24 protein-coding genes are annotated in these 24,540 nt (G+C 36.5%); 4 read left to right on the plus strand and 20 right to left on the minus strand.

Going from position 1 to position 24,540, the window contains the following annotated elements:
- Positions 1-375: 375 nt before the first annotated feature.
- The 10 genes from EDD66_RS13670 to EDD66_RS13715 form a co-directional block, all read right to left on the minus strand.
- Entirely contained in the window at positions 376-1,449 is a 1,074-nt protein-coding gene (locus EDD66_RS13670; protein WP_123610163.1) for a hypothetical protein, read from the minus strand.
- Between the two features lie 201 nt (positions 1,450-1,650).
- Positions 1,651-2,025, minus strand: coding sequence for a heme-degrading domain-containing protein (locus EDD66_RS13675; RefSeq protein WP_123610164.1), 375 nt, complete (start codon positions 2,023-2,025; stop codon positions 1,651-1,653).
- Positions 2,022-3,086, minus strand: a complete 1,065-nt coding sequence (locus EDD66_RS13680; protein ID WP_123610165.1) for a Gfo/Idh/MocA family oxidoreductase — start codon at positions 3,084-3,086, stop codon at positions 2,022-2,024. Before EDD66_RS13680 ends, EDD66_RS13675 begins: the two co-directional genes overlap by 4 nt.
- A 160-nt stretch (positions 3,087-3,246) precedes the next feature.
- Complete coding sequence (locus tag EDD66_RS13685; RefSeq protein WP_330511266.1) at positions 3,247-3,825, minus strand: GNAT family N-acetyltransferase; 579 nt, start codon at positions 3,823-3,825, stop codon at positions 3,247-3,249.
- A 93-nt stretch (positions 3,826-3,918) separates the two neighbouring features.
- On the minus strand, positions 3,919-5,034 hold the full coding sequence (locus EDD66_RS13690) for a TolB family protein (protein WP_123610167.1): 1,116 nt from the start codon (positions 5,032-5,034) through the stop codon (positions 3,919-3,921).
- A gap of 173 nt (positions 5,035-5,207) precedes the next feature.
- On the minus strand, positions 5,208-6,665 hold the full coding sequence (locus EDD66_RS13695) for a sensor histidine kinase (RefSeq protein ID WP_123610168.1): 1,458 nt from the start codon (positions 6,663-6,665) through the stop codon (positions 5,208-5,210).
- Positions 6,655-7,350, minus strand: coding sequence for a response regulator transcription factor (locus EDD66_RS13700; RefSeq protein ID WP_123610169.1), 696 nt, complete (start codon positions 7,348-7,350; stop codon positions 6,655-6,657). The genes EDD66_RS13695 and EDD66_RS13700 overlap by 11 nt, the downstream gene beginning before the upstream one ends.
- 114 nt (positions 7,351-7,464) lie before the next feature.
- The gene (locus EDD66_RS13705; RefSeq protein WP_123610170.1) at positions 7,465-8,640 is read right to left on the minus strand and encodes a macrolide family glycosyltransferase; all 1,176 of its coding nucleotides are present in this window, start codon (positions 8,638-8,640) and stop codon (positions 7,465-7,467) included.
- A 47-nt stretch (positions 8,641-8,687) separates the two neighbouring features.
- Positions 8,688-8,924, minus strand: coding sequence for an AbrB/MazE/SpoVT family DNA-binding domain-containing protein (locus EDD66_RS13710; protein ID WP_123610171.1), 237 nt, complete (start codon positions 8,922-8,924; stop codon positions 8,688-8,690).
- A gap of 345 nt (positions 8,925-9,269) precedes the next feature.
- Positions 9,270-10,823: an FAD-dependent oxidoreductase gene (locus EDD66_RS13715; protein WP_123610172.1), complete on the minus strand. Its 1,554-nt coding sequence runs from the start codon at positions 10,821-10,823 to the stop codon at positions 9,270-9,272.
- A gap of 167 nt (positions 10,824-10,990) precedes the next feature.
- Between EDD66_RS13715 and EDD66_RS13720 the strand changes: the two genes are divergently transcribed.
- On the plus strand, positions 10,991-11,878 hold the full coding sequence (locus EDD66_RS13720) for a helix-turn-helix domain-containing protein (protein WP_123610173.1): 888 nt from the start codon (positions 10,991-10,993) through the stop codon (positions 11,876-11,878).
- Positions 11,879-11,988: 110 nt separating this feature from the next.
- Entirely contained in the window at positions 11,989-12,468 is a 480-nt protein-coding gene (locus EDD66_RS18720) for a peptidoglycan-binding domain-containing protein (protein ID WP_243115367.1), read from the plus strand.
- Between the two features lie 162 nt (positions 12,469-12,630).
- Here the strand turns inward: EDD66_RS18720 and EDD66_RS13730 are convergent, their stop codons facing one another.
- The gene (locus EDD66_RS13730; protein WP_123610174.1) at positions 12,631-13,290 is read right to left on the minus strand and encodes a cyclic nucleotide-binding domain-containing protein; all 660 of its coding nucleotides are present in this window, start codon (positions 13,288-13,290) and stop codon (positions 12,631-12,633) included.
- A 102-nt stretch (positions 13,291-13,392) separates the two neighbouring features.
- Here EDD66_RS13730 and EDD66_RS13735 point away from each other — a divergent pair, with 102 nt between their 5' ends.
- Together EDD66_RS13735 and EDD66_RS13740 are read left to right on the plus strand one after the other, a co-directional pair.
- Entirely contained in the window at positions 13,393-14,298 is a 906-nt protein-coding gene (locus tag EDD66_RS13735; RefSeq protein ID WP_123610175.1) for a DMT family transporter, read from the plus strand.
- 102 nt (positions 14,299-14,400) lie between these two features.
- Entirely contained in the window at positions 14,401-15,324 is a 924-nt protein-coding gene (locus tag EDD66_RS13740) for an AEC family transporter (RefSeq protein WP_123610176.1), read from the plus strand.
- Positions 15,325-15,439: 115 nt separating this feature from the next.
- Here the strand turns inward: EDD66_RS13740 and ligD are convergent, their stop codons facing one another.
- The 9 genes from ligD to EDD66_RS13780 form a co-directional block, all read right to left on the minus strand.
- Entirely contained in the window at positions 15,440-17,881 is a 2,442-nt protein-coding gene (ligD, locus tag EDD66_RS13745) for a DNA ligase D (protein ID WP_123610177.1), read from the minus strand.
- 4 nt (positions 17,882-17,885) lie between these two features.
- Positions 17,886-18,659, minus strand: coding sequence for a non-homologous end joining protein Ku (gene ku / locus EDD66_RS13750; protein WP_123610178.1), 774 nt, complete (start codon positions 18,657-18,659; stop codon positions 17,886-17,888).
- A gap of 291 nt (positions 18,660-18,950) precedes the next feature.
- The gene (locus EDD66_RS13755) at positions 18,951-19,517 is read right to left on the minus strand and encodes a DUF4256 domain-containing protein (protein WP_123610179.1); all 567 of its coding nucleotides are present in this window, start codon (positions 19,515-19,517) and stop codon (positions 18,951-18,953) included.
- A gap of 127 nt (positions 19,518-19,644) precedes the next feature.
- Complete coding sequence (locus tag EDD66_RS13760) at positions 19,645-21,795, minus strand: HelD family protein (protein WP_123610180.1); 2,151 nt, start codon at positions 21,793-21,795, stop codon at positions 19,645-19,647.
- Positions 21,796-22,091: 296 nt separating this feature from the next.
- Complete coding sequence (locus EDD66_RS13765) at positions 22,092-22,253, minus strand: hypothetical protein (protein WP_243115368.1); 162 nt, start codon at positions 22,251-22,253, stop codon at positions 22,092-22,094.
- Positions 22,246-22,428: a DUF4491 family protein gene (locus EDD66_RS18960; RefSeq protein WP_123610258.1), complete on the minus strand. Its 183-nt coding sequence runs from the start codon at positions 22,426-22,428 to the stop codon at positions 22,246-22,248. The genes EDD66_RS13765 and EDD66_RS18960 overlap by 8 nt, the downstream gene beginning before the upstream one ends.
- Positions 22,429-22,446: 18 nt before the next feature.
- Complete coding sequence (locus tag EDD66_RS18490; RefSeq protein ID WP_170164361.1) at positions 22,447-22,608, minus strand: hypothetical protein; 162 nt, start codon at positions 22,606-22,608, stop codon at positions 22,447-22,449.
- 95 nt (positions 22,609-22,703) lie between these two features.
- Positions 22,704-23,540 carry an ABC transporter permease gene (locus tag EDD66_RS13775; protein WP_123610181.1) on the minus strand — a complete coding sequence of 279 codons (837 nt, stop codon included), beginning with the start codon at positions 23,538-23,540 and terminating at the stop codon, positions 22,704-22,706.
- Between the two features lies 1 nt (position 23,541).
- Complete coding sequence (locus tag EDD66_RS13780) at positions 23,542-24,462, minus strand: ABC transporter ATP-binding protein (RefSeq protein WP_123610182.1); 921 nt, start codon at positions 24,460-24,462, stop codon at positions 23,542-23,544.
- Positions 24,463-24,540: the final 78 nt, after the last annotated feature.

Consider the following 24,540-nt stretch of genomic DNA (forward strand, 5'->3'; position numbering starts at 1 on the left):
GCTTAATAAAGCCTTGAAAATACTGGGATTGTGGAATTTTGGGGTGCACATAATTCTAATACCAGGATGTGGAACTTCAGATTTCATTCAACGTTAATTGTAAGATGAGATACCATTTTGTAATCTGAGATGGCAAACTAAAAGGACTGAACCCTGCACAATACAGGATTCAGTCCTTAATAGCTGCTTAGTTGATATTTTTATCTGACTTTCGAGGGTCAGATTATTTGGGGCAGCTCCCTAATTACTTTTTTCATTCCATGATTAGAAATACTATCGCTATTTAACCGCATCCTTGCATGTCACTGGTGGTTTTTACACTCAATGGTGAGTTTACCTGTAGTATTCCAGGAATTTATATTTTCAAAAAATTATCTACATCCATTCATCGTAATCGTCGAAATCATCATAGTCATAAGAAGACTCCTCAATTACTGTAATAGTGACAGTTCCTATAAGAGTTCCCTGTTCGGATCCTTCCCTTATTGTAACTTCTGTAGTACCAGCCTTATTTGCATAAAAGCTTAAGTCACTTCCATCTTGATTCAAGCTTAATACACTGGTATCCTTTACATCAAAATAGTACTTTGTATTTTCTTTGGCATAATCAAGTAGGTTAAATGCTCCCAGATAATCACCTACATATAACTCTTTTGTAGATTCAGAAATACTGGTATCTTTTATTTCTACTTTAAAATTGCCCAAAGTTTTTGTTTTCTTATTATAAGTTTCTTTTACTGTAACCGTATAAGTACCAGCCTTTTTAGCTGTGAACTGATATCCATATAGGTAACGGCTTCCGATAAAACTTTTAAGTACATCCTGATACTCTTTATTATCTGTAACATCTTTTACTTTTGAGGCATCATATTTTACTTCTTTAATAGAAAAATCTGCATTGCTTGATGTCAAAGTATAAGTGGCATTTGGATTACGATATGTTATTGTAAATAAAGAATCCAGAGCACTATAATAGTCTGCAAGATTAAATCCACCATTTCCCACAGCAAATTGATTACCATAACTACTTACGGATAAAGCAGCATTTTTTACAGTAACCTTACACTTGCCTACTGTGGTCTTTTTATTCTTATAAGTCTGTGTGCAGGTTATTGTAGCACTTCCAGCCTTAAGGCCTGTTAAATAGCCTCCATTTTTAGCGATTTTAGCAACCTTCGTATTGCTGGATGTATATTGATAAGTTGCTCCTTTTACCGGATTTTTTACAGCAAGCTTCTGTGCATTGCTAAGTTCCCAGGAATTTTGGTTCCAATAAACCTTATTACCCATTTTACCAACAGGTATTGTCATTGTAGTTGCACTTATAGTTGTTTTTTTGGCTGCCGCCTCTGCTATCTTACCTGGTATAAAAAGATTTCCTGCCAGTAGTGTACAGCATAGAGCTAATAATGCTAATAATCGTGTAATTTTAATCTTTGGTCTCTCCATAAAATAAGCTCCTTCTTCTTTAAGTATATTTTTCTAATTAAGGTAAATAAAGGTAAACCACATTACTATTTTATTTGATTTTTTTCCATATGTCAAACATATATACTACTTTTCGACAATATAAAAGGTGGTATTGTATAAAATCATGACCGCCACGGTTGTGACGGTCTGAGAATATATCACTTTATTAATAAATTAATATTACAGTCCTAAAAATTCCTTGATAACAGCCAACACTAATGCATGATCATCTTCTTGTGCAAGACCGGATACTGTAATAGTACCTACCACACCAACATTTTTAATGATGATTGGAAATGCTCCCCCATGGGCGGCATATTCAAAAGAACTTAGCAGACTGCTTTCCTCCATCGTCTTGCCGGATTCCTGTAATTCGATTCCCACGTGATAGGAGCTTTTATGGAACCGATTGACAACTCTGTTTTTTCGAATGATCCATTGGTCGTTGTCCGGACTTGTACCATCAAATGCATAATGGAATAACTGATGTCCATTAAGGGTAATATCCGTTGTTATTGCCAGATCATCCTTTTTTGCTTTTTCAATAATACCTATTCAAATCTCACCCATCGTTTCTCTTTACTGCTCTGCTCTGCAAGCTCAATGATCCGTATGGTATTGCGGGCCTGCTGTGCCGTTACGGCAAGTTCTTCGTTACCTGTGAGCGCCTGATATATATTCCGGTAGAGTTCGCGGTAATCACCGGCTTCACTTTCTACTGTTCCTGTAATATGGACTCCGCCCATTTCCGTATTGATTTTCCCATGAATGGCTTCTGGCTCCCTGCCCCAGTCTTCACATTCATCCGGCACTTTTCCGAGAATCAGTTCTTCTTCCTGAACATCCATCCCATACTTTACAAATGAGCCTTTTCTGCCATTGAGGCAGAAGTGTGGAGCCGGTTCCCGAACGATCATGCCTGACTTCAATGTAACTTTAAGATCCTGATATTTTAATATTACTTCAAAACTGTCCACGACCTCAGATTTCTCTCTCTGGACATCAACGTAACCAAATATCTCTTCCGGCAGACCGAATAAATGCTGGGCCTGATCTATTAAATGGGAGCCCAGATCGTACAAAGTTCCTCCGGCCGGGGATGCTTTTTGAAACCTCCAGTTATCTCCGGTTTCCGGTTTGAATCTGTCATAATGAGCTTCATATTCAATAATTTCGCCTAACAAATTATTTTTTATTATCTTTTCTACCGTTCTGAAATCACTGTCCCAGCGTCGGTTGTGGTTCACGGTCAAAAGCTTATTTGTCTTCCTGCTAATGGCAATCAGCTCATCCGCTTCTTTACTCGTGCAGGTGAATGGTTTTTCTACCAAAACATTTTTGCCGTTCTCCATTGCTTTTTTAGCATAACTAAAATGAACAATATTGGGTGTAGCTACGATAACAAGATGAATATCCTTACTTTCAAAAATTTCATTGACATCCGAAACCACTTTTGCATCAGGATGTCTTTTTTTAATTAGCTCAATATTTGCATGTTTGGTTTCATACACCATATAAAGATTGAAACCTGGAACACTGGTCAATATAGGTCCATGAAAAACCTGACCACCGAAACCATACCCGATAAGACCCACATTTACAATCGTCTGACTCAACCTGATCACTCCTATTCTTTTATGATTGTATTCATTTCATGTTTCTTTAAAGCTTTAGTACCCTTTGAATCTTTCATTCCATTTATTAAACTATTTAGAATTTCTTTCGCTCCAATTTTAGCCCTAATAAGAGAATCCTCTTTATAACTCTTAAATAGAATTATACCATGTTTTTGGTAACAGGACTATTCCATTCATCAGCCAATACTGCATATACACAATCATCATACCACTGATTATTCATCCTGAAGCTTTTAATAAAATGTGCTTCTTTTCTAAAACCAACTTTTTCAAGAAGTTTTATGGATTTTGTATTGTCAGGATCCACTGATGCGGTAATTCTATGCTTTTTGAGTTCATAAAACAAATAATCAATGATTGCACTCACAGCTTCTCTGGCATATCCATTTCCTTGAAATTCAGTAGAAAGTGTATAACCTATTTCCACCTGATAGTCATCCTCCATAAAATGAATACCCATATCACCTATAAGTTGTCCATCCTCCAGACATATGGCTAATTGCATCCATGTATTACTTGTATTAGGACAAATCTCTATATTTTCTTTAATGAACTCTTCAATTTCGCCTATATCCTTCGGCTGCCATGATTGATATTTAAAAATCTCCGGCATGGAACGATATCTGAAAAAATCATCCCTATCTTGCATCCCAAGTGTTCGGATGAATAATCTATTGGTTTTGATACTATTAAATTTATTTATACTAATACCCCCAATCTATATACAGGCCACAAATGGGCCTATAATCCTTGAAAAGCCAAAGAGGATGTCGTTTGAGCCTGGACATCCCCTTGGCATAAAAATTATATTCTATTTCTCCAGAGAATATTCTAAATAAACAATACTGCTGTTATACTGTTTTCCATCCCACTGGGAAAAGATAAGTTCTTCCCCTGACGGACTCCAGCAGGTATTTACATTTCCGGTATCTACTGCAATCTGGGTGGATTTGCCGGTTAACATATCATAAACATACAAACTGCCAACGGAAGTACCGCTTCCCTCTCCCTTCATGCTGTAAGCAATCATCCGCTGGTCAGAAGACCAGGATACTCCCCCAAGCTCAATTCCTTCGGCGATGGTTTTGGCATTGCTTCCATCTCTGTCACAAAGTAACAGAACTTGTTTTGATCCTTTGTACTGTAAAACCAGCATCTGATTTTCATCGGGAGAAGGATATACTCCAAACACATCGTTCAAACCAAGACTCGCCATTTTCTTGTCAGTCAGATTGAGAGCCATAAGAGTAGTATCGTCGGTAGTGTTATAATAAACCATATCTTTTATCTGCTCAATAATAAATACAGCCTTTTGGTCCAGTTCTTCCAAAGAAGTGATCTGTCCTTCTATAGTAGCATAATAGGCGCCATTCATATATCCGGCCCCAATAACTGTATCTTTATCAGCCCATTTTGCACTCCCTACATTTCCCATGGATTCACTTGAAATACCGAAACTTTTCAAGTTCTCAATATTAAGCAGATAATATGACGGATCTCCCAGGCTGTTACCATAATATAACAGGTTTTTCTTATCAGGTGATAGCTTTGCCCCACCCAGATTAAGTTCTTCCTCTTCTTTTAACAGCTTATACTCCTTAGTGCCAAGATGATATTGGTACAGGCTTCTTGGGTAAGAATCCGATAATTCTTCCAGACTCATTTTCCCCAGGGACTCATTTTCCTTTGAAACAATCACAGTATCCGAATCCATCCAATCAGAGATTTCCAGATTTTCATAGGTATCAATCCTGACTATGGAGACACCAGGATCACCTGTTTCATTACCAGCCTTATCAATGATTGTTATGGAACCTCCAGGTTCCTGTGTGGTTACTTTATCCTTTTCCCTTTCTCCACTGCAGCCTGTAGCAGTTATTAATAAGATCAGGACACATAATATTTTTGCTATTTGCATCTTCTTCATATAATTCACCTCCTTGATATATAGATTATCAAGAATTTGTTTCCACATAATATACAATTATAAATATCCTGTAAACAATTGTATCTAAAATGTAAACAATGATATCATATGCACAAGCGCCTGTAATATTGACACTTCGTGCCATAGGGACTGCCTGACCTTATACTGTATGCTTAATTCAGGACAGCCGGAAAGGTGACTCTGAAACTGGTTCCTTCCATCCCGGTATTTAACAAAGCAATGGTGCCTCCCATTAATTCTGCATGTTTTCTGGCAAGTGACAACCCTAAACCGGCCCCTCCATTCTCTCTTGCCCTGTTTTTATCAACTGTATAAAAAGGTTCAAATACTTTATGAATCAGTTTTGCCGGAATACCAATACCGGTATCGGATATTTCAATATACACCTGTTGAAACGATATATAGGTTCTGACAAAAATAGTTCCATTTGTTTTATTATATTTAATGGCATTGTCCAAAAGATTGATCAGTACGATCGTTAAACTGTCTTTATCCCCTTCTATATAGGCTTCATTCAGCTCAGTATTAAGTTCGATTCCAAACTTATCCATCCTGCCTTTTAAGCTGTTTAATACCGACTCTGTTGCCTGTTTGACTGGCAGTTTTTCAAATTTTAATTCAAAATCATATTTTTCCAGGGCAGATAACTGCAGTACCTTATCTACCATTTCATATAAACGTCCGGTTTCACTTTTAATATTGGCAATGGAAGTCTGTAAAAGCTCTTCGTCGTCCGGATACATTTCCAATAAGTCAATATATGCCTTAATTGATGTCAATGGTGTCTTAAACTCGTGGGTTACATTTCCGATAAATTCCTTCTGCTGTTTATCAAGAAGCGATAATTTATCAACGGCGAGCTTAAGTTTATTCTGTTCGGCTTCCATCCCCTGTATGGTCCTCATGATCTGCCCGCTCATTTCATGAATTCCCTGACTTAACGTACCGATTTCATCCCTTCGTTTTAATACGGTGGTTTCATAATGACCTCCCCGTATCTTATCCACCATGTCATTAAGCTTTATTATGCCTGCAGCAAAGGAATTATAATATATATTGCCAAGAAAGAAACTCAAAATAAATAAACCTGCCCCTATATAGATAAACAGCCGCCTGATATTGTTATAAAATTCCTGATGCCCTGATAGAGAATAGTAAAATTGTACGACACCTACCTGCTCATTTCCAATGATTAAGGGAGCCAGATAGTATAGGGAATCTCCTTCCGTCAGGTACGCAGTCTTATTATTTCGTGCATAATCCAACGTTTTCTTTATATTGTCCGACTCTGTATCCGTCACTTTTTTACTGACCAGTTCTCCCTGTCTGTCATATAAAACCAGGGATAAACCAGTAATCAATTCCAATTCTCTGGCAAATTCCTGTCCTTTTACTGACAGAAAGGTCTGGGGTACCTTGTTCTCTTCCGATAAAATGCTCTGAATAAAATACGTATTTGCTGTCTTTGCCTGCCCGGCTAAATACTGTTCATACTGATTTTGCTGGTTATTTTTTATACCTCGTAAAACCAGAAGACTTAAGAAGGAGACCACAAGAAGCAGCAAAACAGCAAGAAACAGGCTGAATTTTATTTTTATGCTAATTTTCACTTCTGCCTCCTGAGGCTTTATAGCCAATCCCGTAAACTGTTTGAATTATATTGTCAAATTCCTCTCCAAGCTTCTTCCTGATCCGCTGGACATGAATATCTACAGTGCGTGTACCTCCGATATAATCCATTCCCCATATCAGATCAAGAAGCTGCTCCCTTGTATAGACCCGGTCAGGATCAGACAATAAAAGAGCCAGCAGGTCATATTCTTTCGGTGTCAAATCCAGTGGTCTGTTTCCTGCAAAAGCTGTTCGTTTACTTATATAAAGTACGATTCCTCCCAGAATAACCTTAGCAGGCTCCTCCTTCTGTTCGGCTTTCTGCATCCTGCGCAGCAGGGATTTTAACCGGGCAAGCAGCTCTCTCATATCAAAAGGCTTTGTTATATAGTCATCTGCCCCTAGTTCAAGTCCCAGTATTTTGTTGACAATATCCTCTTTTGCAGTTACCATGATAACTCCTATCCGTCCTTTATCCTGGAGCTTCTTAAGAATTTCATATCCGTCCAGACCGGGAAGCATAACATCTAAAATAATGGCATCCGGATGAAATTCCTCTACTTTTTTCATGGCGGTTTCTCCATGATAAACAGCTTCTGCAATATAGCCTTCCCTTTTTAATGCATAAGTAATTGCATCTGCTATCTTTTTTTCATCCTCTATCACCAGAATTTTTTCATTCATTGCATCACCACTCCTTTCCGTCGGAAATATAATCTTTTTATTTCTATTTTATCATATATGAAACTAATTGGGGCGTAGTATAGGTATGAATCATTGGAAATGCAGCAGTACTGTCTATACACTATTATTTATGACCATTAGAATCGTATCTGCTGCCTTTTTTGCGCCTCCGGCAATTTTAAAACTTATGGATATTTTATTCGCACTTTCTTTATAGGTATCATCATTTAATATCTGCTCAATGGCATTTTTTATATGATTAGGTTTATTTCCTTTAAGCATTAGTCCCGCACCCAGTTCGGCTGTCCTCTCTGCCACCAGTGCCTGTTCGCTATGTTGTGGAAATAACACCATAGGTACACTATTGTACAAACTTTCGTTTACACTATTCATACCACAATGTGTAAGGAACACATCAGATTTTTTCAGTACTTTAATTTGATCTACTTTATGTTCTATTTGAAAATTAGCAGGTATTTCCCCAAAATCAAAAATATCTGTTTTTTCACCCACGGACATGATCACATTTACATTATAATCCTTTAATGCTTTGATGCAATTTTTATAAAATTCATTATTCTTATTCAGTACAGTACCTAAGGATATATAAACTGTTCTGCTTTCACCTTTTGGTTCGCCCGTTTCCGTATCCGCTACAGATGGTCCTACAAACGCATATTTATCTGAGAATGTTTCTGACATAGGCTGAAACTCTTTAGATGTGTATACTATAGTATTTGTTTCATTATCATTCTGGATGATAGATATAAAATTCTTGACTTTATAGCCACTTGCTTTCAAAAGCTCCATTTTTTTATTGATACGGGGCATTCCAACAATACTTCGAATCAATTCTCCAATACCAGGCTTCATTAATTTTGCTGTATATTGATTAAATGCGAATGTTGTGGTTGAACATATATACTGAACATTTAATTTCCCGGCAAACAGTTTTCCCCAGAAACATACAGAATCGGATACAATGCAATCCGGCTTAAATTCTTGTAATTCCTGGCACACCTTCTTATCTAAATTAATTGTAGTATCCGCCACCATTTCAATTAATGCTGCAAAATCTTTCCCTACCTTTTTTTCATCTTCAGGACGTAGTTCGGGCAAATATTCATCGCAACGAATAAACTTTGCTCCGGCAGACTCAATTCTTTCCCGAAACATATCAAAAGAGTAGTACCAAACTTCATGTCCTCTTTTTGTCAATTCCTGAACCACTGGTATTGTTGGATTTGTATGACCATACGCAGGAATACAGAAAAATACTATTTTGCTCATAATAGCCTCCTAAATATTCTTTGTCATGACTTAGATGATGTTAAAACTTAAATTTCTTCCTTGCCAAATACCTGATCTGAAAATTTTTGAAACATTTCAAACCTTTGAATAGCTATGCCACGTTCAACATCCGCAAGCAGAATAAGTGTATCTCCAGGCTGAATATTGAATAATTCCCGTGCCTCCTTAGGAATAACAATTTGGCCTTTGGGACCAACTTTAACGGAACTCATGAATTTTCCTTCTAACTTTTCTTTCGATTTACCTATATTGTTATCTTTCATTTCTTAATATCTCCTTTTATATATTGCTATTATAATCAAGTTACATTTGTATTACAAGTTATACTTATTGCACTAATAATACTATATAAATGTTCAACTGTCTATAATAATCAAAAAATTTTTAGGTATAAAAGGACTGTTTCAATTCTTTCAAATCATGTGGCACATCATAAAAACTCTGCTGACTATATTTCAGCAGAGTTTCTCTATCTTACTTAATTTATTTTTCCAGAATGAGGATATCCTATCTGTTACAGAATTTCTGCATATCCTTCCGTCCCATTTACCCGTATTCTTTGTCCATCTTTAATTATCACTTGTAACCGATTCGGTTAATGTAATTTTTTATAATTTCCATGCCAGATCAATACCAAGCCTTTTTAAATCCATCTGGAAATCCATTCTTTTTGTACTTGTATAATATACTTCTCGAGGTTTATATTTATTTTTAATGCAGAAAGCTGCCAGTGCACCTGCTGCCTCACCAATATTCCATTCCACAGGGTGTAATCGATAACAGCCGTTTGTAATATGAGTAGTTCCTATATTTTTACATGCAGGAAGCATATTTTCCATACGTACAGGAATGAAAGCTCCCAGAGGGATTTGAAATGGCAGACAACCTATATCAATGTAATTTCTGCCACCTGTGCTAGGATGCAAATCAATTCGATACAGGCCAATTCCAACAGAATCTTCAAATTGTGCAGCCTTTCCATCCTTTCTGGAATCTGTAGCAACATGCTGCTCCAAGATTGTGAATTCAGCCTTAATTCTTCTTGATTCTCTTACATAAACAGCTTTTGCTAATCCATCTTCCGTTCCCATTACATCTTTCCTAAGTCTCAATCCCTTATGGCCAGGAGTACCCGTCATAGTTGGTGCTTCTGTCTGAAGCCAATAAAGAAATGACAAGCTCAGCTGCTTCGCCGCTTTTAAATGCCAGGCCGCATCTGGTACATTGAAAATCACACCTTCAAAATAATCAGTTTGGGGTACATTGATAATCGTAATATCACTATGATAAGTTCCCGGCAAAAATAATGTTTTATCCAATATTCTTCTATACTGGAACATATCCCGGCCACCATTTTCTCCAAATAGTGACCACTTTAACGGTTCATGTGTTATGTGATGAGGGGTTGTCATACTCAGCTGCATATCAGGCCAATAATCAGCCTTATATCTTTTCCAGTAATCATACGTTTCTGGTTTATCGATTGTAAAATCGCCACCTTCAATATAGTCCACTGCAAAACAATGAGATACTGACTGCATATCATATGGATCTGCTTCACCTGGCAATGCATGGGGTTCATCTGTATCTGCCTGTGACTCTGATCCCATTACATGCTCTGCCTGGCAATGGTGCAAAAGATCTCCGCAATCCGTGCCATCGAGAAAATAGTCAGCCGTCAGGCAGTAAAGTTCTCCTGATAAATGATGTTCAAGAAAAACACTATCAATCTTATCCCCATTAACATCTGCTTTCATTAAGAAACAATTTTTTAATAATTGGAGTTTACCAGAAAAGATATAAGGCATTAACATCTCTTCCAAAACTGATACTGTTACCCTTGGATCAACACTTAACTTCCCCACAGCAGCATTACCCGGGTTAAAATATTCTGCATTTTCTGCACTCAAAGTTAATGCAAAATTGCTTCGATAATATTTTCTGACTTTTTCCCTAAACTCACGATAACTTTTAGTACAGCCTGTTTTTTCAATATATTGATGCTCATCTGGAGGCACTCCCTGGCTCGTAAGCTGACCCCCAATCCAATCTGTTTCTTCTGTCAGAATTACACTGCATCCCATTCGCAGTGCTGCAATAGCCGCTGCTACTCCACCTGTACTGCCTCCGATAATTGCAATATCTGCATTTAAATGTCGCATCACATCATTCTCCTTTATATATAACATAATAATTTTTGATATAGCATAATTATATACACTTTCTTCCAGTAAAATCTTGAAGTATTTTGACTTTAATTTCTAATATATTGACTTATTATACTCTTTCATATAACTTATATATAAATAGTTCCTGGGGGATTTCATATATGAATAATAAATTCGAATTACAAAATCTAATTGATATACTTTCCTATTCAAAGAAAATACATATCTCTATACACTATTTAACAGGTACATATCAGCAAGATCCGGCATTAATTGTCCAGCCAGCAAATAAAGTACATTATTGTAAATTCTGCAATGAAGCAAAAATGACCAAAAAAGGCTTGGCACTTTGTATGAGAAACAAATATCTATCCATAAACAAAGCTATGAATGAAAAGTGCCAATTTATAGGGAAATGTTATTTAGGCATTACAGAGATAGTTACGCCAGTATTTATAAATGATAGTCTATTTTGCATCGTATATATTGGTAATATTTTGATTGAAGAAGATACAGAAAAAACGATCCGGCAGATACAATATGCTTCGGGCATAACACACAGTAAATCGCATTTAAGTGATTTGATTAATGAGTTAGAAAACATATCCATAAGCAGATTAGATGATTATATTAAAATGGCTGATATTATAAGTGGCTGCATTCACTTAATTTTAGATGCAAACAAAGATTTATTTCAGGGAAAACGCCCAGCCACTCATATTAATAACAGACATTGGCTCATTCAACAAACAGTTGAATATATTGAACAATTTTATAATACAGATATTAAATTAACCCATATATCTGATCTGTTTTTTGTGAATTCTCAATACTTAAGCCGCCTTTTTTCAAAAAATATGGGAGTTACATTTATTGAATATATTCATTTCATAAGAATGAAAGAAGCAAAGAAACTATTAATTGAAACTGATAATAAAATAATTGAAATCGCATATAAAGTTGGTTTTAACAATGTCACTTACTTTAATCTGGTTTTCAAAAAAAACACGGGTCTGACACCTTTTGAATTTAGAAATAAACATTCATAAGAACTAAACAACTGTTATATAGAATATATCTCTATATTAACTTGCATTATTTTCCATTTGATTTATAATATAGTTATAAATCAAAATATAAATATGTAAGGAGAATGCAAATGCAAAAGATTAAAAAGTTTTTAGCGAAAGCACTGCTCGTTATAAGTTTATCCTTCATTGTTACACCTACTGCTGCACCTATTGCTAATATACCCGTTGTATCTACAGTACAAGCGGCAACTTACAACAAAGCGACTATTAAAAATGTACAAAAAGCACTGAATAAATTAGGTTATGACTGCGGTACCCCTGATGGCATCATGGGCAAAAAAACGAAAGCTGCCATTAAGGATTATCAAAAAGATAAAGATTTAAAAGTTACCGGAACAGTCAATAAAACCTTGCTAAAGTCCCTTGGAGTTAAAGCTTCAACTTCGACTGCATCTGATACGAAAAAGAAAGAAACAACCGTTTATGTAACAAAAACCGGTTCCAAATATCATAAAGGCAGCTGCAGATATTTACGTCAATCTAAGATCTCCATTTCTTTAAGCGAAGCAAAAAAATACTATGATCCATGTTCTGTATGTAAGCCGTAAATTGACAGGTATCTTTAAGAAAATCACTTTAAATGAAAAGAAAATAATAAAAGGGTGGAGTTACCACCCTTTTAGTTATCTAAACCATACCGATCCTTATTTATAAATTTATTTCTGAATTCCAAACTCATATTAGAATGTCAAAACCATAATATTATCTTTTTATAAAAACTCTGCGGCCCTGCGAATCAATTCGTCCCGATCAACAATAAGATACCCCTTGTCTCTTTTATTCAGCAGTCCGTCGTTACAGAGCTGGTTCAGCAATCGAAACATATGCCTGTAACTCATGCCTGTTGAACAGGATACATCTGTCAATATATCATCAAAGATATCATCATGTGATGTCTGTAAAATATATGAACATAGACGTTCTTCTCCTGAATACAGAGCAGTATACACATAATTTTTTGAGCTTCGCAACAGCTTGGCAGAAAGTTCACTCCCAATTCTGTTTAAAAAAGCAAGATTGCTTTTTAATTCTATGACATATTTTTGATAAGGTAATGCAATACATTCAAAATCAGTTATGGCTATCATGTTGGTTGCAGCAACATAGGTATTTGTCATCAACTCAATATCACCTATAATTCCATCGGAAATGTAGTAGCACAAAACTAAATCTTTCCCATTTTTCCCGGTAGAACAAACTTTAGCCTTTCCTGTTATAACAATCATAAGTTGTGTAATTGGCATTCCTTCCTGTAAAATGGTTTCCCCGGCTTTAAAGTGCAAACATGTGCAGGCATCCAGAGCCATGTTGTTTATGCCATACTCTGTTAATTTATTAAGATGTTCTTTTTTTAAAGGACTTTTTTGCATTTATTTTCCTCCAGCTGATACAATATATAATGCATCCAGTATGACATATGTCCTATGGGGATGTCAATTTGTGTTATATAATGACTTAACGGAGGTGATAATATGTATAATATATTATCTTTATTAACAGGATTAGTCATTGCCATAATGGTTGCGCTCAACGGCAGGCTTACACTGCAATACGGCAATTTTACCGCAGCTATAATTATTCATGTGGTAGGTGTTGTATTTGCATTCTTACTATGCAAGGCAGCAAAGAAAAGAATTTCCCGAAAGAAAGGCCAGCCTCTCTGGTTGTATCTGGGTGGGGCAATTGGTGTTTTGACAACAGTTTTTAATAATTTTGCTTATGGGAAAATCAGTCTGACAAGTATCGTAGCTTTAGGGCTGTTTGGGCAGACTATAGCTTCATTATTGATTGACTGTCTGGGTCTTTTTGGTATGAAAAAGCATCCTTTTCGAAAGTCATCTATTCCCGGACTTGTTTTTTCCTTTGCCGGGATTCTTGTAATGCTTAATGATCCAATGGATGCCGCTCTATACGCACTACTCCTCTCTATCTGTTCCGGAATCACAGTAGTCCTTTCCCGTACAGTTAATGCCCGACTGTCAGGATACATTGGAGAACTACAAAGTTCATTCATGAACCATGCTGTAGGGCTTCCAATTGCAGTTGCAATCACAGTAGTATTTGAAAGAAATCATCCCCCTTTCATTGCCAATACATTTTCACCCAATCCATGGATATATTTAGGAGGAATACTTGGTGTCTCCACTGTATTGTTGAGTAACATAACAGTTCCAAGAGTACCGGCATTTCGATTAACACTTTTGACTTTTGTTGGTCAGGTATTTACCGGAATCGCAATTGATATGTTCACAAAGAGTGGATTTACAGAAGCAACCTTTAAAGGCGGGGTGCTGGTTGCAGTCGGAATCGCTTTCAATCTCATATATGAACAGATACTTCGAAGCAAATTATTGAAGCAGATTAAAGGGAAATCATAAATTTAATATGAAATATAAATTACATTGTAAATATAATCTACCTTGTAACAATAATAACCCTCTCACATAAAATGGTTAATACTTCCATGGGGGGATAGCCATATGAATTTATCTGTTATTACTGAAAGCGTTTTTACACTATTCTTCATAATATTAGTCGGAGTTTATGGAAATAGAAAAAAAATCATTACTGCACAGATAAATAAAGGATTAATTGATATATTGATCCAGATAGCGTTACCATTTATGATTTTCGCTTCGTTTCTCTTTACATATGATGAGTCAATTAAAACAAACGTTATAAAAACATTATACTATAGTATTGCTGCTTATATAATTATGGTAGCAGCCTCTCATCTATTATTATTGCCAATCAAAAATGACAAAAAAATAATCCTGCATTTTGCTAATGTCTTCGTTAATACAGGGTATGTTGGCTTTCCTATACTGAACTCCATCTATGGATCTGAGGGAATTGTATATGGATCTATATTTAATATGTTTTTTGTTATTTTAGTTTGGACATATGGAATTATTTTATATAAAGGAGACTTTAATAAAAAAGAGCTTGGGTTGGAAATTAGAAAGATTCTTCTAAACCCTTCAATTATAGCAGTATGTTTAGGACTGATGATTATGATATCAGGGATTCAGCTACCAGGAGTAATATTATCCAGTGTCAGAAACATCGGCTCTATCACTGGTACATTATCCATGCTAATTATTGGAACTATACTTTCTGAAGTCAAAATCAAAAATTATGTTAAAGACTGGACCATTTATTACGGGATAGTCACAAAATTAATTATCATACCTATGATCATTTATTTTTTCTCCATATTGATAGATGAATCATCAAAATCTATAAATACAGTAATTATCATGGCTGCCATGCCTGCCTCAGCTATGACTTCTATACTGGCTGAACAATATAATAAGGAGAAGGATTACGCTGCTGTGATTGTATCTGTAACAACGCTGCTTTCATTAGTGACAGTCACTTTATTTTTGAAGGTTATCTTGTAATGAAAAGTCAGGGTGATAAAAGGGTGGAATGGCCACCCTTTTTGGATTAAGACTGTTAAATCCCTATTCTATTCAGGGATACCCTCGTTTTTTCAGAATGAGTTATATTCTAAAATCATCGAAGCATTTGATTATTCTTAAAAAAGTCCTGCCAAGGGTCATTACCACTAATCCTTAAAATAGCATCTTCCATATTGATACCGTCAGGAGCAATCGTATCAAGTTCATCCCATGAGATGGGCATGGATACTTTTGCTCCTTTTCTCGCTCTTATGGAATAGGGGGCAATGCTTGTAGCGCCTCTGCCGTTTCGAATCCAGTCAATAAATATCTTATCTGTACGCTTAGCTTTTCTTACATTACTTGTATAACGGTCAGGCCATTTCTGCTCCATAACTTCGGCAACCCGTTTTGCAAAATCGTGAAATACATTCCAGGTCACAACGGGCTTTAAAGGAACGACCACATGGTATCCTTTACCACCGCTGGTCTTAAGATACGAGTTCAATGAAAGTTCACCAAGAATACTCTGTATATCTCTCACTCCCTGGCGCACACGGCTTAATTCCATTCCTTCATCGGGATCCAGATCAAAAACCATCATATCGGGCTTTTCAAGTTCGTCCACACAGCTTCCCCAGATATGAAATTCCAGTGTACCCATTTGTACTTCATATATGAGCCCGGATATGTTCTCGATATAAAAGTAATCCTCCATTTCTCCGTTTCCGTTGGTAACAGGTATTGTGATAATACCTTTGCTATCCGGACCAGGATGTTTCTTAAAAAAGCATGCCTGGGATATTCCCTTGGGACAGCGTACAGCACTTAAAATCCTGTGACTCACATATGGGAGCATGTGTTCAGCAGCTTTTTCATAATACCGGATCACATCTTCCTTTGTGATTTCAGGTTCATGAAACATCACCTTATCGGGGTTTGTAATCTTTATTCCTTGGATCATGATACTATTTGCATTCACTTCCACTGGTTTCTCCATTTCTCCGTCGGATGGAAGAGTCTGTGTTTCCTCTGATCCCTTTTCTTTTTTTATATCCTTAGGATCCTTATCTATTCGCATACCTTTAAAACTTGCCTGCCTTAATAGATTATCTTTGGTCCATTGGGCAAATTTAATTTCTGCCACCAATTCCGGTTCAAGCCATGTGATTTTTTCCTTTGCCCTGGGCTTTGGCGAGAGTTTGAAAGGGGTATCCGTCCTTTTTAGGTTTTCAAATTTTTTCTCAAGCATCTCCCCGTCATCTTTACTTATACCGGTGCCGGCACGTCCGGTGTAGACCAAATCCTCACCTTCATAAACACCAAGAAGGAGTGAACTTACCCCACTTACTTTTTTGTCGGTAAGGGTATATCCTCCAATAACAAATTCCTGTCTTTTATCGCATTTTAGTTTGATCCAGTCACCGTTCCTTGTCCCACTATAAATGGAATCTGCTTTTTTACCTACTATGCCTTCTGTACCTGCCTCACAGGCGGCAGCAAAACTTTCTTTCCCATTTCCCTTGACATAACGGCTGTAGTAAAGGTCTTTTGGGGCATCTTTCATCAAAATTTCAAGCTTTTCTTTTCTGTAGGTCAGAGTCTCCTTCCGAAGGTCCACACCATCCAATGCAAGGAGATCAAAGATGATATAGGTAGGATTTTGAACCTTTGGATTTTTCATGTAGTTTTGCAGTGCCTGAAAATCCGTCTTACCCGATGAGTCCGTAATTGCTATTTCACCATCTAACACCATTGGTCTTCCTGCAGCATGATCCATGAGAGAGGACGCAACGGTAGGAAATCGATTTGTATAATCATTGCCGTTCCTGGTCATTAACCGGACACTGTTTCCTTCTACAAAAGCCACGATCCTGTAACCGTCGTATTTCAATTCATAGAGCCATTCCTCTCCCTCAGGAATCTTATTGGCCAATTGGGCAAGCTGTACATCTGCTCTGTCAAAGGGGTTCCTCATAATTTTTTCCTCTTCCCCTCCTTCGATTTCCTTCATGGTACGTCCGGTCCTGATACTGGTGATAAGTTCAGATATCCCATCGTCAGTTTTCACATACTCATCTTTTTCTTTCAGCAAAAGCCAGTTATCCCTCGTTTCTCCGGATTTCTCTTTCCACCGGATCAAAGCCCATTTTCCTTTCAGCCGTCTCCCTCTCAGGACAAGCTTCAGCTCACCTTTTTGAAGTCCTTCTTCCACATTTCCAGAAGGTTCCCAGAAGCCTTCATCCCAGAGCATGATTACTCCGCCGCCGTATTCTCCTTCAGTAATTGTTCCTTCAAAGTTTCTGTATTCCAGTGGGTGGTCCTCCACCCGTACCGCAAGCCTCTTATCACGGGTATCATAGGAAGGACCCTTAGGCACCGCCCAACTTAAAAGAGCTCCTTTCCATTCCAGGCGCAGATCATAGTGTTCTCTACGGGCCATATGATGCTGGACGACAAATCTCAGACCTTCTTTAGAAATTTCTGTTTTACCTTCCGGTTCTAAAGTCTTTTCAAAATTCCTTTTCTGATTGTACTTGTTTAGTCTTTCATTCATAAAATCATGCAGTTTCCTTGTCTTTCTTCGCTTTCTCGACGCTGGCTTTCAAGGCCTCCATGAGGTCGATGACTTTGCCGGTACTGTCAGGTTCCGTAGCAACAATCTCCTTTCCGGAAACTTTTGTCTCGATGAGGCCACGGAGTCTGGTCTGGTATTCATCTTTGTATTTTGAAGGATCAAAAGGCGTATCCATAGAATTGATCAGCGTTCTTGCCATATTCAGTTCCTGCTCGGATACTTCAGGCTTATTATACTGTTTTTGTAACTCTTTGATATCATCTGCATAGTACATGGTAGAAATTAGGATGCCTTCTTCTCTGGGGATAATTGCCATCAATGTGTCATTGGTTCCCATAACTGTTTTGCCTATGGCTATCTTCTGTTCTCCCATCAGCGCGGCACGAAGCAATTCAAAAGGTTTTTCACCCCCTGCCTCGGGTACGGCCTGATAAGTTTTCTCATAGTAGACTGGGGAAATTTGATTCAATTGGGCAAAGTGCAGAATCTGAATAGACTTTTCTTTTTCCGTCTTGATCTTTTCAATCTCATCATCTGTTACAACAACATATTTGTCTTCATCATACTCGAATCCCTTTACAATATCTCCCCCCTTGATCTCTTTACCACAATGGGCACAGGTCTTCTTATATCGAATGCGGCTGTTGTCTTCTTTATGCAGCTGATTGAAATGAATATCATTATCCTGGGTGGTGGTATGCATAGCAATTGGGATTGCTACCATACCAAAAGTTATGACTGATTTACGTGATACCATAATGTGAACACCTCCTAGGATTATTGTTTCCAACCTAATTGTAAGTATTCAGCATAATTTTTTTACTCGGTAATGAGTAATCAGTAATTCTAAAAGGGGCTTTTGCAAAAATATAAGATTCTCTGTATATAAGAAGAACTTTATATTTCGTAGATAATTTGTGCGATGTATGTGCGAAAAGCGGCAAGATAGAGAATGCCGCTGTCTTTCGCGCGACGGAGCACAAATTTCGAGAAATATAAAGTTCTTCTAAGTTCCAGAAAAATATATTTTACAAAAGCCCCTTTGAAATTAAACCCTTAGCAGGCCACGGAAACCTCTGGCACCATAGTAGGATTCTGCTCCATTGTGATATACAAAGACCGTATCATAACGACGATCACAGAAGATGGCCCCTCCCAGTTTTCTAATATTCTCAGGTGTTTTTACCCAACTCGATGTTTTCATATCAAAGTGCCCAATCTTCTGCATCTCCCGGTATTCTTCTTCTGTTAAAAGCTCAATACCCATATCGGAAGCCATATCAACAGCATTGTTTTGTGGTTTGTGTTCCTTCCTCGACTCCAGTGCTTCACGGTCATAACAAACACTTCTGCGGCCTTTGGGACTTTCTGGGGAGCAATCATAAAAAATATATTCACCAGTGTTTTTATCATGAACGATTACATCCGGCTCACCGCCGGTTCTTTCCATTTCATAAAGGGACCACAGCTTTTCGGGATTATTTTCCAGCTTTGTTTGTACTTCACCCCATTCAAGCTCTTTATGGCGATCCATGTTTTTCTCAAAACGGATTTTCAATATTTTAAGTATCTCTTCCTGTTGTTCCGGCGTTAATTTTCTTTTTTCATCTTTCATAGTAAAATCTCCTCTCATAGTAGAAAAATAGTCAATTGTAATAACATAGCTCCTTTATTTCTTTACCGTTATTATCTCCCTCTAAGGCTTGTTTTATTTTTCCCAGGAAATTGTAAACAAAATCTTTCTATAACAGCGGACTGGCCTCTCCCTTACAGAACAAATTGAGCCTGTGGAGAGCCCTTGTGCACCCAATGTATAATAAATTTTTGTCATCTTCACTATGATAATTTGTGGTATCAGTGTCGCAAATTAAAACAGCATCAAATTCAAGCCCTTTTGACATATATACAGGTATAATAAATACTCCATGTAAATCTGCTGTACTTTCATCTTTTATTAATTGAACATCAACTCTATCTTTTAAAAACCCAAACAAGGAAATGGCATTTTTTTCAGTTTTACAGATTAGTCCGATTGACTGATATCCTTTTTCCAAACATAATTTAATTTCTGAAATAATCATATCGTTAAGAGATAATTGGTCAGATGCTGTGTAGATTTTCGGCTCATCCCCTTTTCGGTTGAAGCTTTTTATTTCCAAACTTTGCTTAATGAATTTCGAACTATACATCAATATTTCATTCGTACAGCGAAAACTTTTATCCATTGTAACAAGGGATGATTTTTTTCTATTTAAAATTTTACTAATTTGTTCGTATAGGGATAAATCTTCTTTTTTTTCAAGGGTTTGGTTTATATCCCCCAAAATCGTAAATTGAGAATTTGCAAACAGTAAATTAAATATTTCATAATGGAGAGGATAATAATCCTGCGCTTCATCGATTACCACTTGCTTTATGTTTTTATATTCATTGGCTCCATTTATTTTTAAATTCAAATAAGCGAGGGCAGTTGCATCATCATAGTATAAAAGCTTGGTGTTTAAATTCTCCTGTGTGTATATTAAAATATCTTCAATACAATCGGGAAGCTTAAAATCTTTTACTAAATCATAAAAATATTCTCTATCATTAAATAACTTTCTATACAGAGTTAAAACATTAATCTCGGTAAATTTCAGTATTTCTTTTTTAACTGATTTCTTTAAACGGATTTTCTTAGACTCATATATCGACTCTACTATAAAATCCTCTAATTGCTTTAATTTCACCCCTAAAGGAGTTTCATTTCTTCCTAGTATTTTCTCCTTTAACACTTCTTTGGTTACAATACACTGCCCCTCATAATAGATATCCTCAAACTCTATCCATCTATCAGGTATATCCCGAATAAACAGATTTAATATTTCCATAAATTGATGTGAAGTCTTGAATTCTATGCTGCTTTTAATAATATCCCGATACCCAGAGCTTGTGATTAAATTTTCTAAAAATTGATTTCTTGACTGTATACGTTCGTTTTGCAATATGGAAGCAAGCATTTCTTCGAATATCACTGATACAACATTATCTTCACCAAGTTCGGGTATTACATTAGAAATGTACTGTTCAAATAATGTGTTTGGAGAAATAATTATTATATTATTAGCGGACAGCTTAGATGACAGACCTTGATACATAAGATACGCTGCTCTATGAAGGGCTATGGAAGTCTTACCACTTCCGGCCACACCTTGCACTATCAATAAGTCATTTTCCATATCTCTTATCACAATATCCTGTTCCTTCTGTATGGATTCTACAATCGTTTTCATTTTGGAAGAAGTATTTTGGGACAATAGCTTTCTCAAAATTTCATCTACAATTTGAACGTCAGCATCAAAATAATATTCCAATACTCCGTTGTTTATTTCATACTGGCGCTTTAAATCAACCTCTCCGGTTATTCTCCCGCCAGGTGAATCATAAAATGCCTGCCCAGTTACAAAGCGGTAAAAGACACTTGCTATTGGTGACCTCCAGTCATAAATATACATTTCATATGAATTGTCTTTCTTTAAGGAAGACCGTCCTATATATATTTTTTCAGACATATCCTCATCATCAAATTTAAAATCAATTCGAGCAAAATAAGGAGATTTAATTAAGTTTTCCAGTAGTAGGATTTTGTTCTCTACCGCTTCGTAGTCTGCGATTTTTTCTGTAACTGGATTCACATATTGACTTAATTCAGCAAGCGCTTCAAAACCATCTGAAGACCAAAGACCTGAAATAGAGTGTGTTGTATTTTCACGCAACTCTTTTTTGGCGGAAAGAATCGCTGACTTATTCTCCTCATTTCTCTGCCTCGCTTGATTCAATTGCTTTTTTGCTAAAGATATAGTTTCCTCTAACCTTTTAATTTCATATTCTAATTCAGACTGATTATTTCCCATTACGAAAGCCTCCCCATATCTAAAATCGGCAGGAAGTTTATCTTCCAAAACCGTTATTAAACTCTAGCACAACTCTCATCAGAAAAACAGTCTTGTTGTTGATGGTTATATATGATATTATTAAGATGCAAGGGAAGGAGTTTTTGCAAAATAGATGCTAAATCTATGGAACAAAAGCTCCTTTCCTATGCTCAAAAATCAAAAATGCGGATTCCGAAGAACCCGCAAAAATATGTCAATTGCTCCAACCATAAGAATGGCAAACCCCAAAATGATAAGTAATCTCTTTTTCAAATTTATGGCTTTAATGTTGCCTCAATCAGTCCAGTGTTATCCAATTTTGATAATTCTTTTACTTTTTCAAGTTCAAGTCCCATGGCTGCCGTAATCCGCTCTCCATATTCCGTATCAGCCAGATAGCAGTGTACCGCATGGCGATATTTTACATTGTCAGGCATTGGTTTCATCACATTTGGTTTCTATGCGTTTTGGATTCTTGGGAAACCATCCCCTATTAACCCTTTCCCGCTGTTCCTTTAATTCAATAATTGACCAAATACAGGTACATCCAAAAATAGCCAGTATGGAAGATATAATAAATTCCTGAATGCAGATTAAAGGATACCTAATAATACTACTCTATACACACATCTATTGTGATATTTTTTTCGTTCTTGTTGATCCAATTCCTATATTTTTATTCATCTTTTCAACTTTACCAACACCAATTTTTTTCTCGTCTTTCAAGAAACCGCCTTTAGATTTCTTCTCTTCTAAAAGTTTTTTCATTCTTTCCATATCTTTCATCGACATTTTTTATTTCTCCCTTCAAATGGTAATTTAATTCTTTTACATGTGTTTGCATTCTAACCCACGCCCTGAATTGGCTCCTGTAATGATATGAATAATCAGCCCCATAAAGCATTGGCATCTGTCGCACTTCTGTTCAGACGGGAAAAATCTGTTTTTACGAATGAAATCGTTGATAACAATAAAAATACCAGCCCAATGATTAAAATAAGAGCAAAAGACATAACCGGAGTGACTATAAATCCATTAATATCAATTGCCAGTCCCTCCTTCACAAGTTCTACTGCTGATAAATTTGTTTTTTCTAAAACAATCATACGAAAAAATGCAGTAGCGTAAGTCATTGGATTAATATATGCGACATATCTAAGGGTACCCGGCAACATTGATAAGGGAATGTAGGCACCAGAAAGGAAAGTCAGAGGCATGGTTACTGCCGTCTTAACTATCTGAAACGTTTGTCCGTTGCGGACCTTCGTTGCCATAAATAACCCAACACCTGAAAAAACAATCCCAATGCTAATCATTGATATTAGGATATATAACGGTGTGGTCCAATGAGTAAACTTAATACCAATAAATAATCCTATCACTAAAATCAAGATTCCCTGTAAGGTAGAAACAGTAGCAGCCGATAATATTTGTCCCATTGCAACTGCAATCCTTTTCGCTGGAGAAACCAGAACCTCTTTCATAAATCCGCTTACCATATCATCAACAGTGGAAGAAGCTAAATTAAGTGAGCTTTCAAACACCGTAGTTATAATAACGCCGGATAGCATATAGGCAATTGGATTTTCAATAAAGTCATTTTTAAAAATAGCACCAAACACATAAACAAAGAAAAATGGGAATATTAAAGAAAAAATTAACCCTGTTTTATTTCTGATAAAAGCTTTTAGTCCTCTTATCCACAATGCAAGTACAGTATTCATATTAATCCTCCTCCCTAATCTTTTTACCTGTTATCTCCAAAAAAACATCATTAAAGGTACCTTTTCTAATCTCAATATTTGTAATATCTTCTTTGTGAATACTAAGAACCTGTAACAGACGATCCAGGTTTTCAGCTTCTACCTTATAATAGCCATCCTTTTTTACATACTCAAGATCATATTGTACCAACAGTTGTTCCAGCTTTGTTTCATCTTTTGTAGCGATATAGGCTTTATCTTTTGTATACATCTTTTTCAAAGCATAGGGCGTATCATGAGCCACAATGGTACCACCATCGATGATTGCTATTTTATTACATATTTCTGCTTCTTCCATATAATGTGTCGTAAGAAAGATTGTAATATTTCTCTCTTTCTGAAGCTTTATGATATACTCCCATATATGAGCTCTTGTTTGAGGATCAAGCCCGGTCGTGGGTTCATCAAGAAATAACACTTTGGGATAGTGAATTAACCCGCGGGCAATTTCTACACGTCGTTTCATTCCACCGGATAAAGCGCCGACTGGTTTCTTTCTTTCACCTAACAAATCTACTAATTTTAAAACAAACTGTATACGTTCTTCCACTTCCTTTTTCGGTATGTGGTAAAAAACACAGTGCATCTTTAGATTTTCTTCGATGGTCATTTTTGCATCCAGTGTTGAATCCTGAAATACTACTCCTATTGCTGCTCTAACTTCACTTTTTTGATCCGTGACATCTTTTCCATCGATGAAAAGTGTCCCCGAGGTCTTTTCAAAAATCGTACATAATGTATTTATCGTTGTACTTTTTCCTGCTCCATTGGGCCCTAGAAAGGCAAAAATCGTCCCTTCTTCCACACTAAAAGATATATCATTTACAGCCGTGAAATCACCGTATCTTTTCGTGAAATTTTTAACTTCAATTATTGGGGTCATACTATTTTATCTCCTTGCAGATTAAATTTTATCTGTCGATCTATACCCATTCCATTCTCAGGTACCATGATTACATAC

This window comes from Mobilisporobacter senegalensis, assembly GCF_003752155.1.
GTDB lineage: Bacteria > Bacillota > Clostridia > Lachnospirales > Lachnospiraceae > Mobilisporobacter > Mobilisporobacter senegalensis.

What these genes read in the sequence shown, in the direction of transcription:
- EDD66_RS13735 (WP_123610175.1), top strand. Translation starts at nt 13,393, where the DNA reads ATGTATAATATATTATCTTTATTAACAGGATTAGTCATTGCCATAATG.
- EDD66_RS13710 (WP_123610171.1), bottom strand. Translation starts at nt 8,924, where the DNA reads ATGAAAGATAACAATATAGGTAAATCGAAAGAAAAGTTAGAAGGAAAA.
- EDD66_RS13700 (WP_123610169.1), bottom strand. Translation starts at nt 7,350, where the DNA reads ATGAATGAAAAAATTCTGGTGATAGAGGATGAAAAAAAGATAGCAGAT.
- EDD66_RS13775 (WP_123610181.1), bottom strand. Translation starts at nt 23,540, where the DNA reads ATGAATACTGTACTTGCATTGTGGATAAGAGGACTAAAAGCTTTTATC.
- ku (WP_123610178.1), bottom strand. Translation starts at nt 18,659, where the DNA reads ATGGTATCACGTAAATCAGTCATAACTTTTGGTATGGTAGCAATCCCA.
- EDD66_RS18490 (WP_170164361.1), bottom strand. Translation starts at nt 22,608, where the DNA reads ATGTCGATGAAAGATATGGAAAGAATGAAAAAACTTTTAGAAGAGAAG.
- EDD66_RS13765 (WP_243115368.1), bottom strand. Translation starts at nt 22,253, where the DNA reads ATGCCTGACAATGTAAAATATCGCCATGCGGTACACTGCTATCTGGCT.
- EDD66_RS13705 (WP_123610170.1), bottom strand. Translation starts at nt 8,640, where the DNA reads ATGAGCAAAATAGTATTTTTCTGTATTCCTGCGTATGGTCATACAAAT.
- ligD (WP_123610177.1), bottom strand. Translation starts at nt 17,881, where the DNA reads ATGAATGAAAGACTAAACAAGTACAATCAGAAAAGGAATTTTGAAAAG.
- EDD66_RS13760 (WP_123610180.1), bottom strand. Translation starts at nt 21,795, where the DNA reads ATGGGAAATAATCAGTCTGAATTAGAATATGAAATTAAAAGGTTAGAG.
- EDD66_RS13670 (WP_123610163.1), bottom strand. Translation starts at nt 1,449, where the DNA reads ATGGAGAGACCAAAGATTAAAATTACACGATTATTAGCATTATTAGCT.
- EDD66_RS13715 (WP_123610172.1), bottom strand. Translation starts at nt 10,823, where the DNA reads ATGCGACATTTAAATGCAGATATTGCAATTATCGGAGGCAGTACAGGT.
- EDD66_RS13690 (WP_123610167.1), bottom strand. Translation starts at nt 5,034, where the DNA reads ATGAAGAAGATGCAAATAGCAAAAATATTATGTGTCCTGATCTTATTA.
- EDD66_RS13740 (WP_123610176.1), top strand. Translation starts at nt 14,401, where the DNA reads ATGAATTTATCTGTTATTACTGAAAGCGTTTTTACACTATTCTTCATA.
- EDD66_RS13755 (WP_123610179.1), bottom strand. Translation starts at nt 19,517, where the DNA reads ATGAAAGATGAAAAAAGAAAATTAACGCCGGAACAACAGGAAGAGATA.
- EDD66_RS18720 (WP_243115367.1), top strand. Translation starts at nt 11,989, where the DNA reads ATGCAAAAGATTAAAAAGTTTTTAGCGAAAGCACTGCTCGTTATAAGT.
- EDD66_RS13720 (WP_123610173.1), top strand. Translation starts at nt 10,991, where the DNA reads ATGAATAATAAATTCGAATTACAAAATCTAATTGATATACTTTCCTAT.
- EDD66_RS13780 (WP_123610182.1), bottom strand. Translation starts at nt 24,462, where the DNA reads ATGACCCCAATAATTGAAGTTAAAAATTTCACGAAAAGATACGGTGAT.
- EDD66_RS13730 (WP_123610174.1), bottom strand. Translation starts at nt 13,290, where the DNA reads ATGCAAAAAAGTCCTTTAAAAAAAGAACATCTTAATAAATTAACAGAG.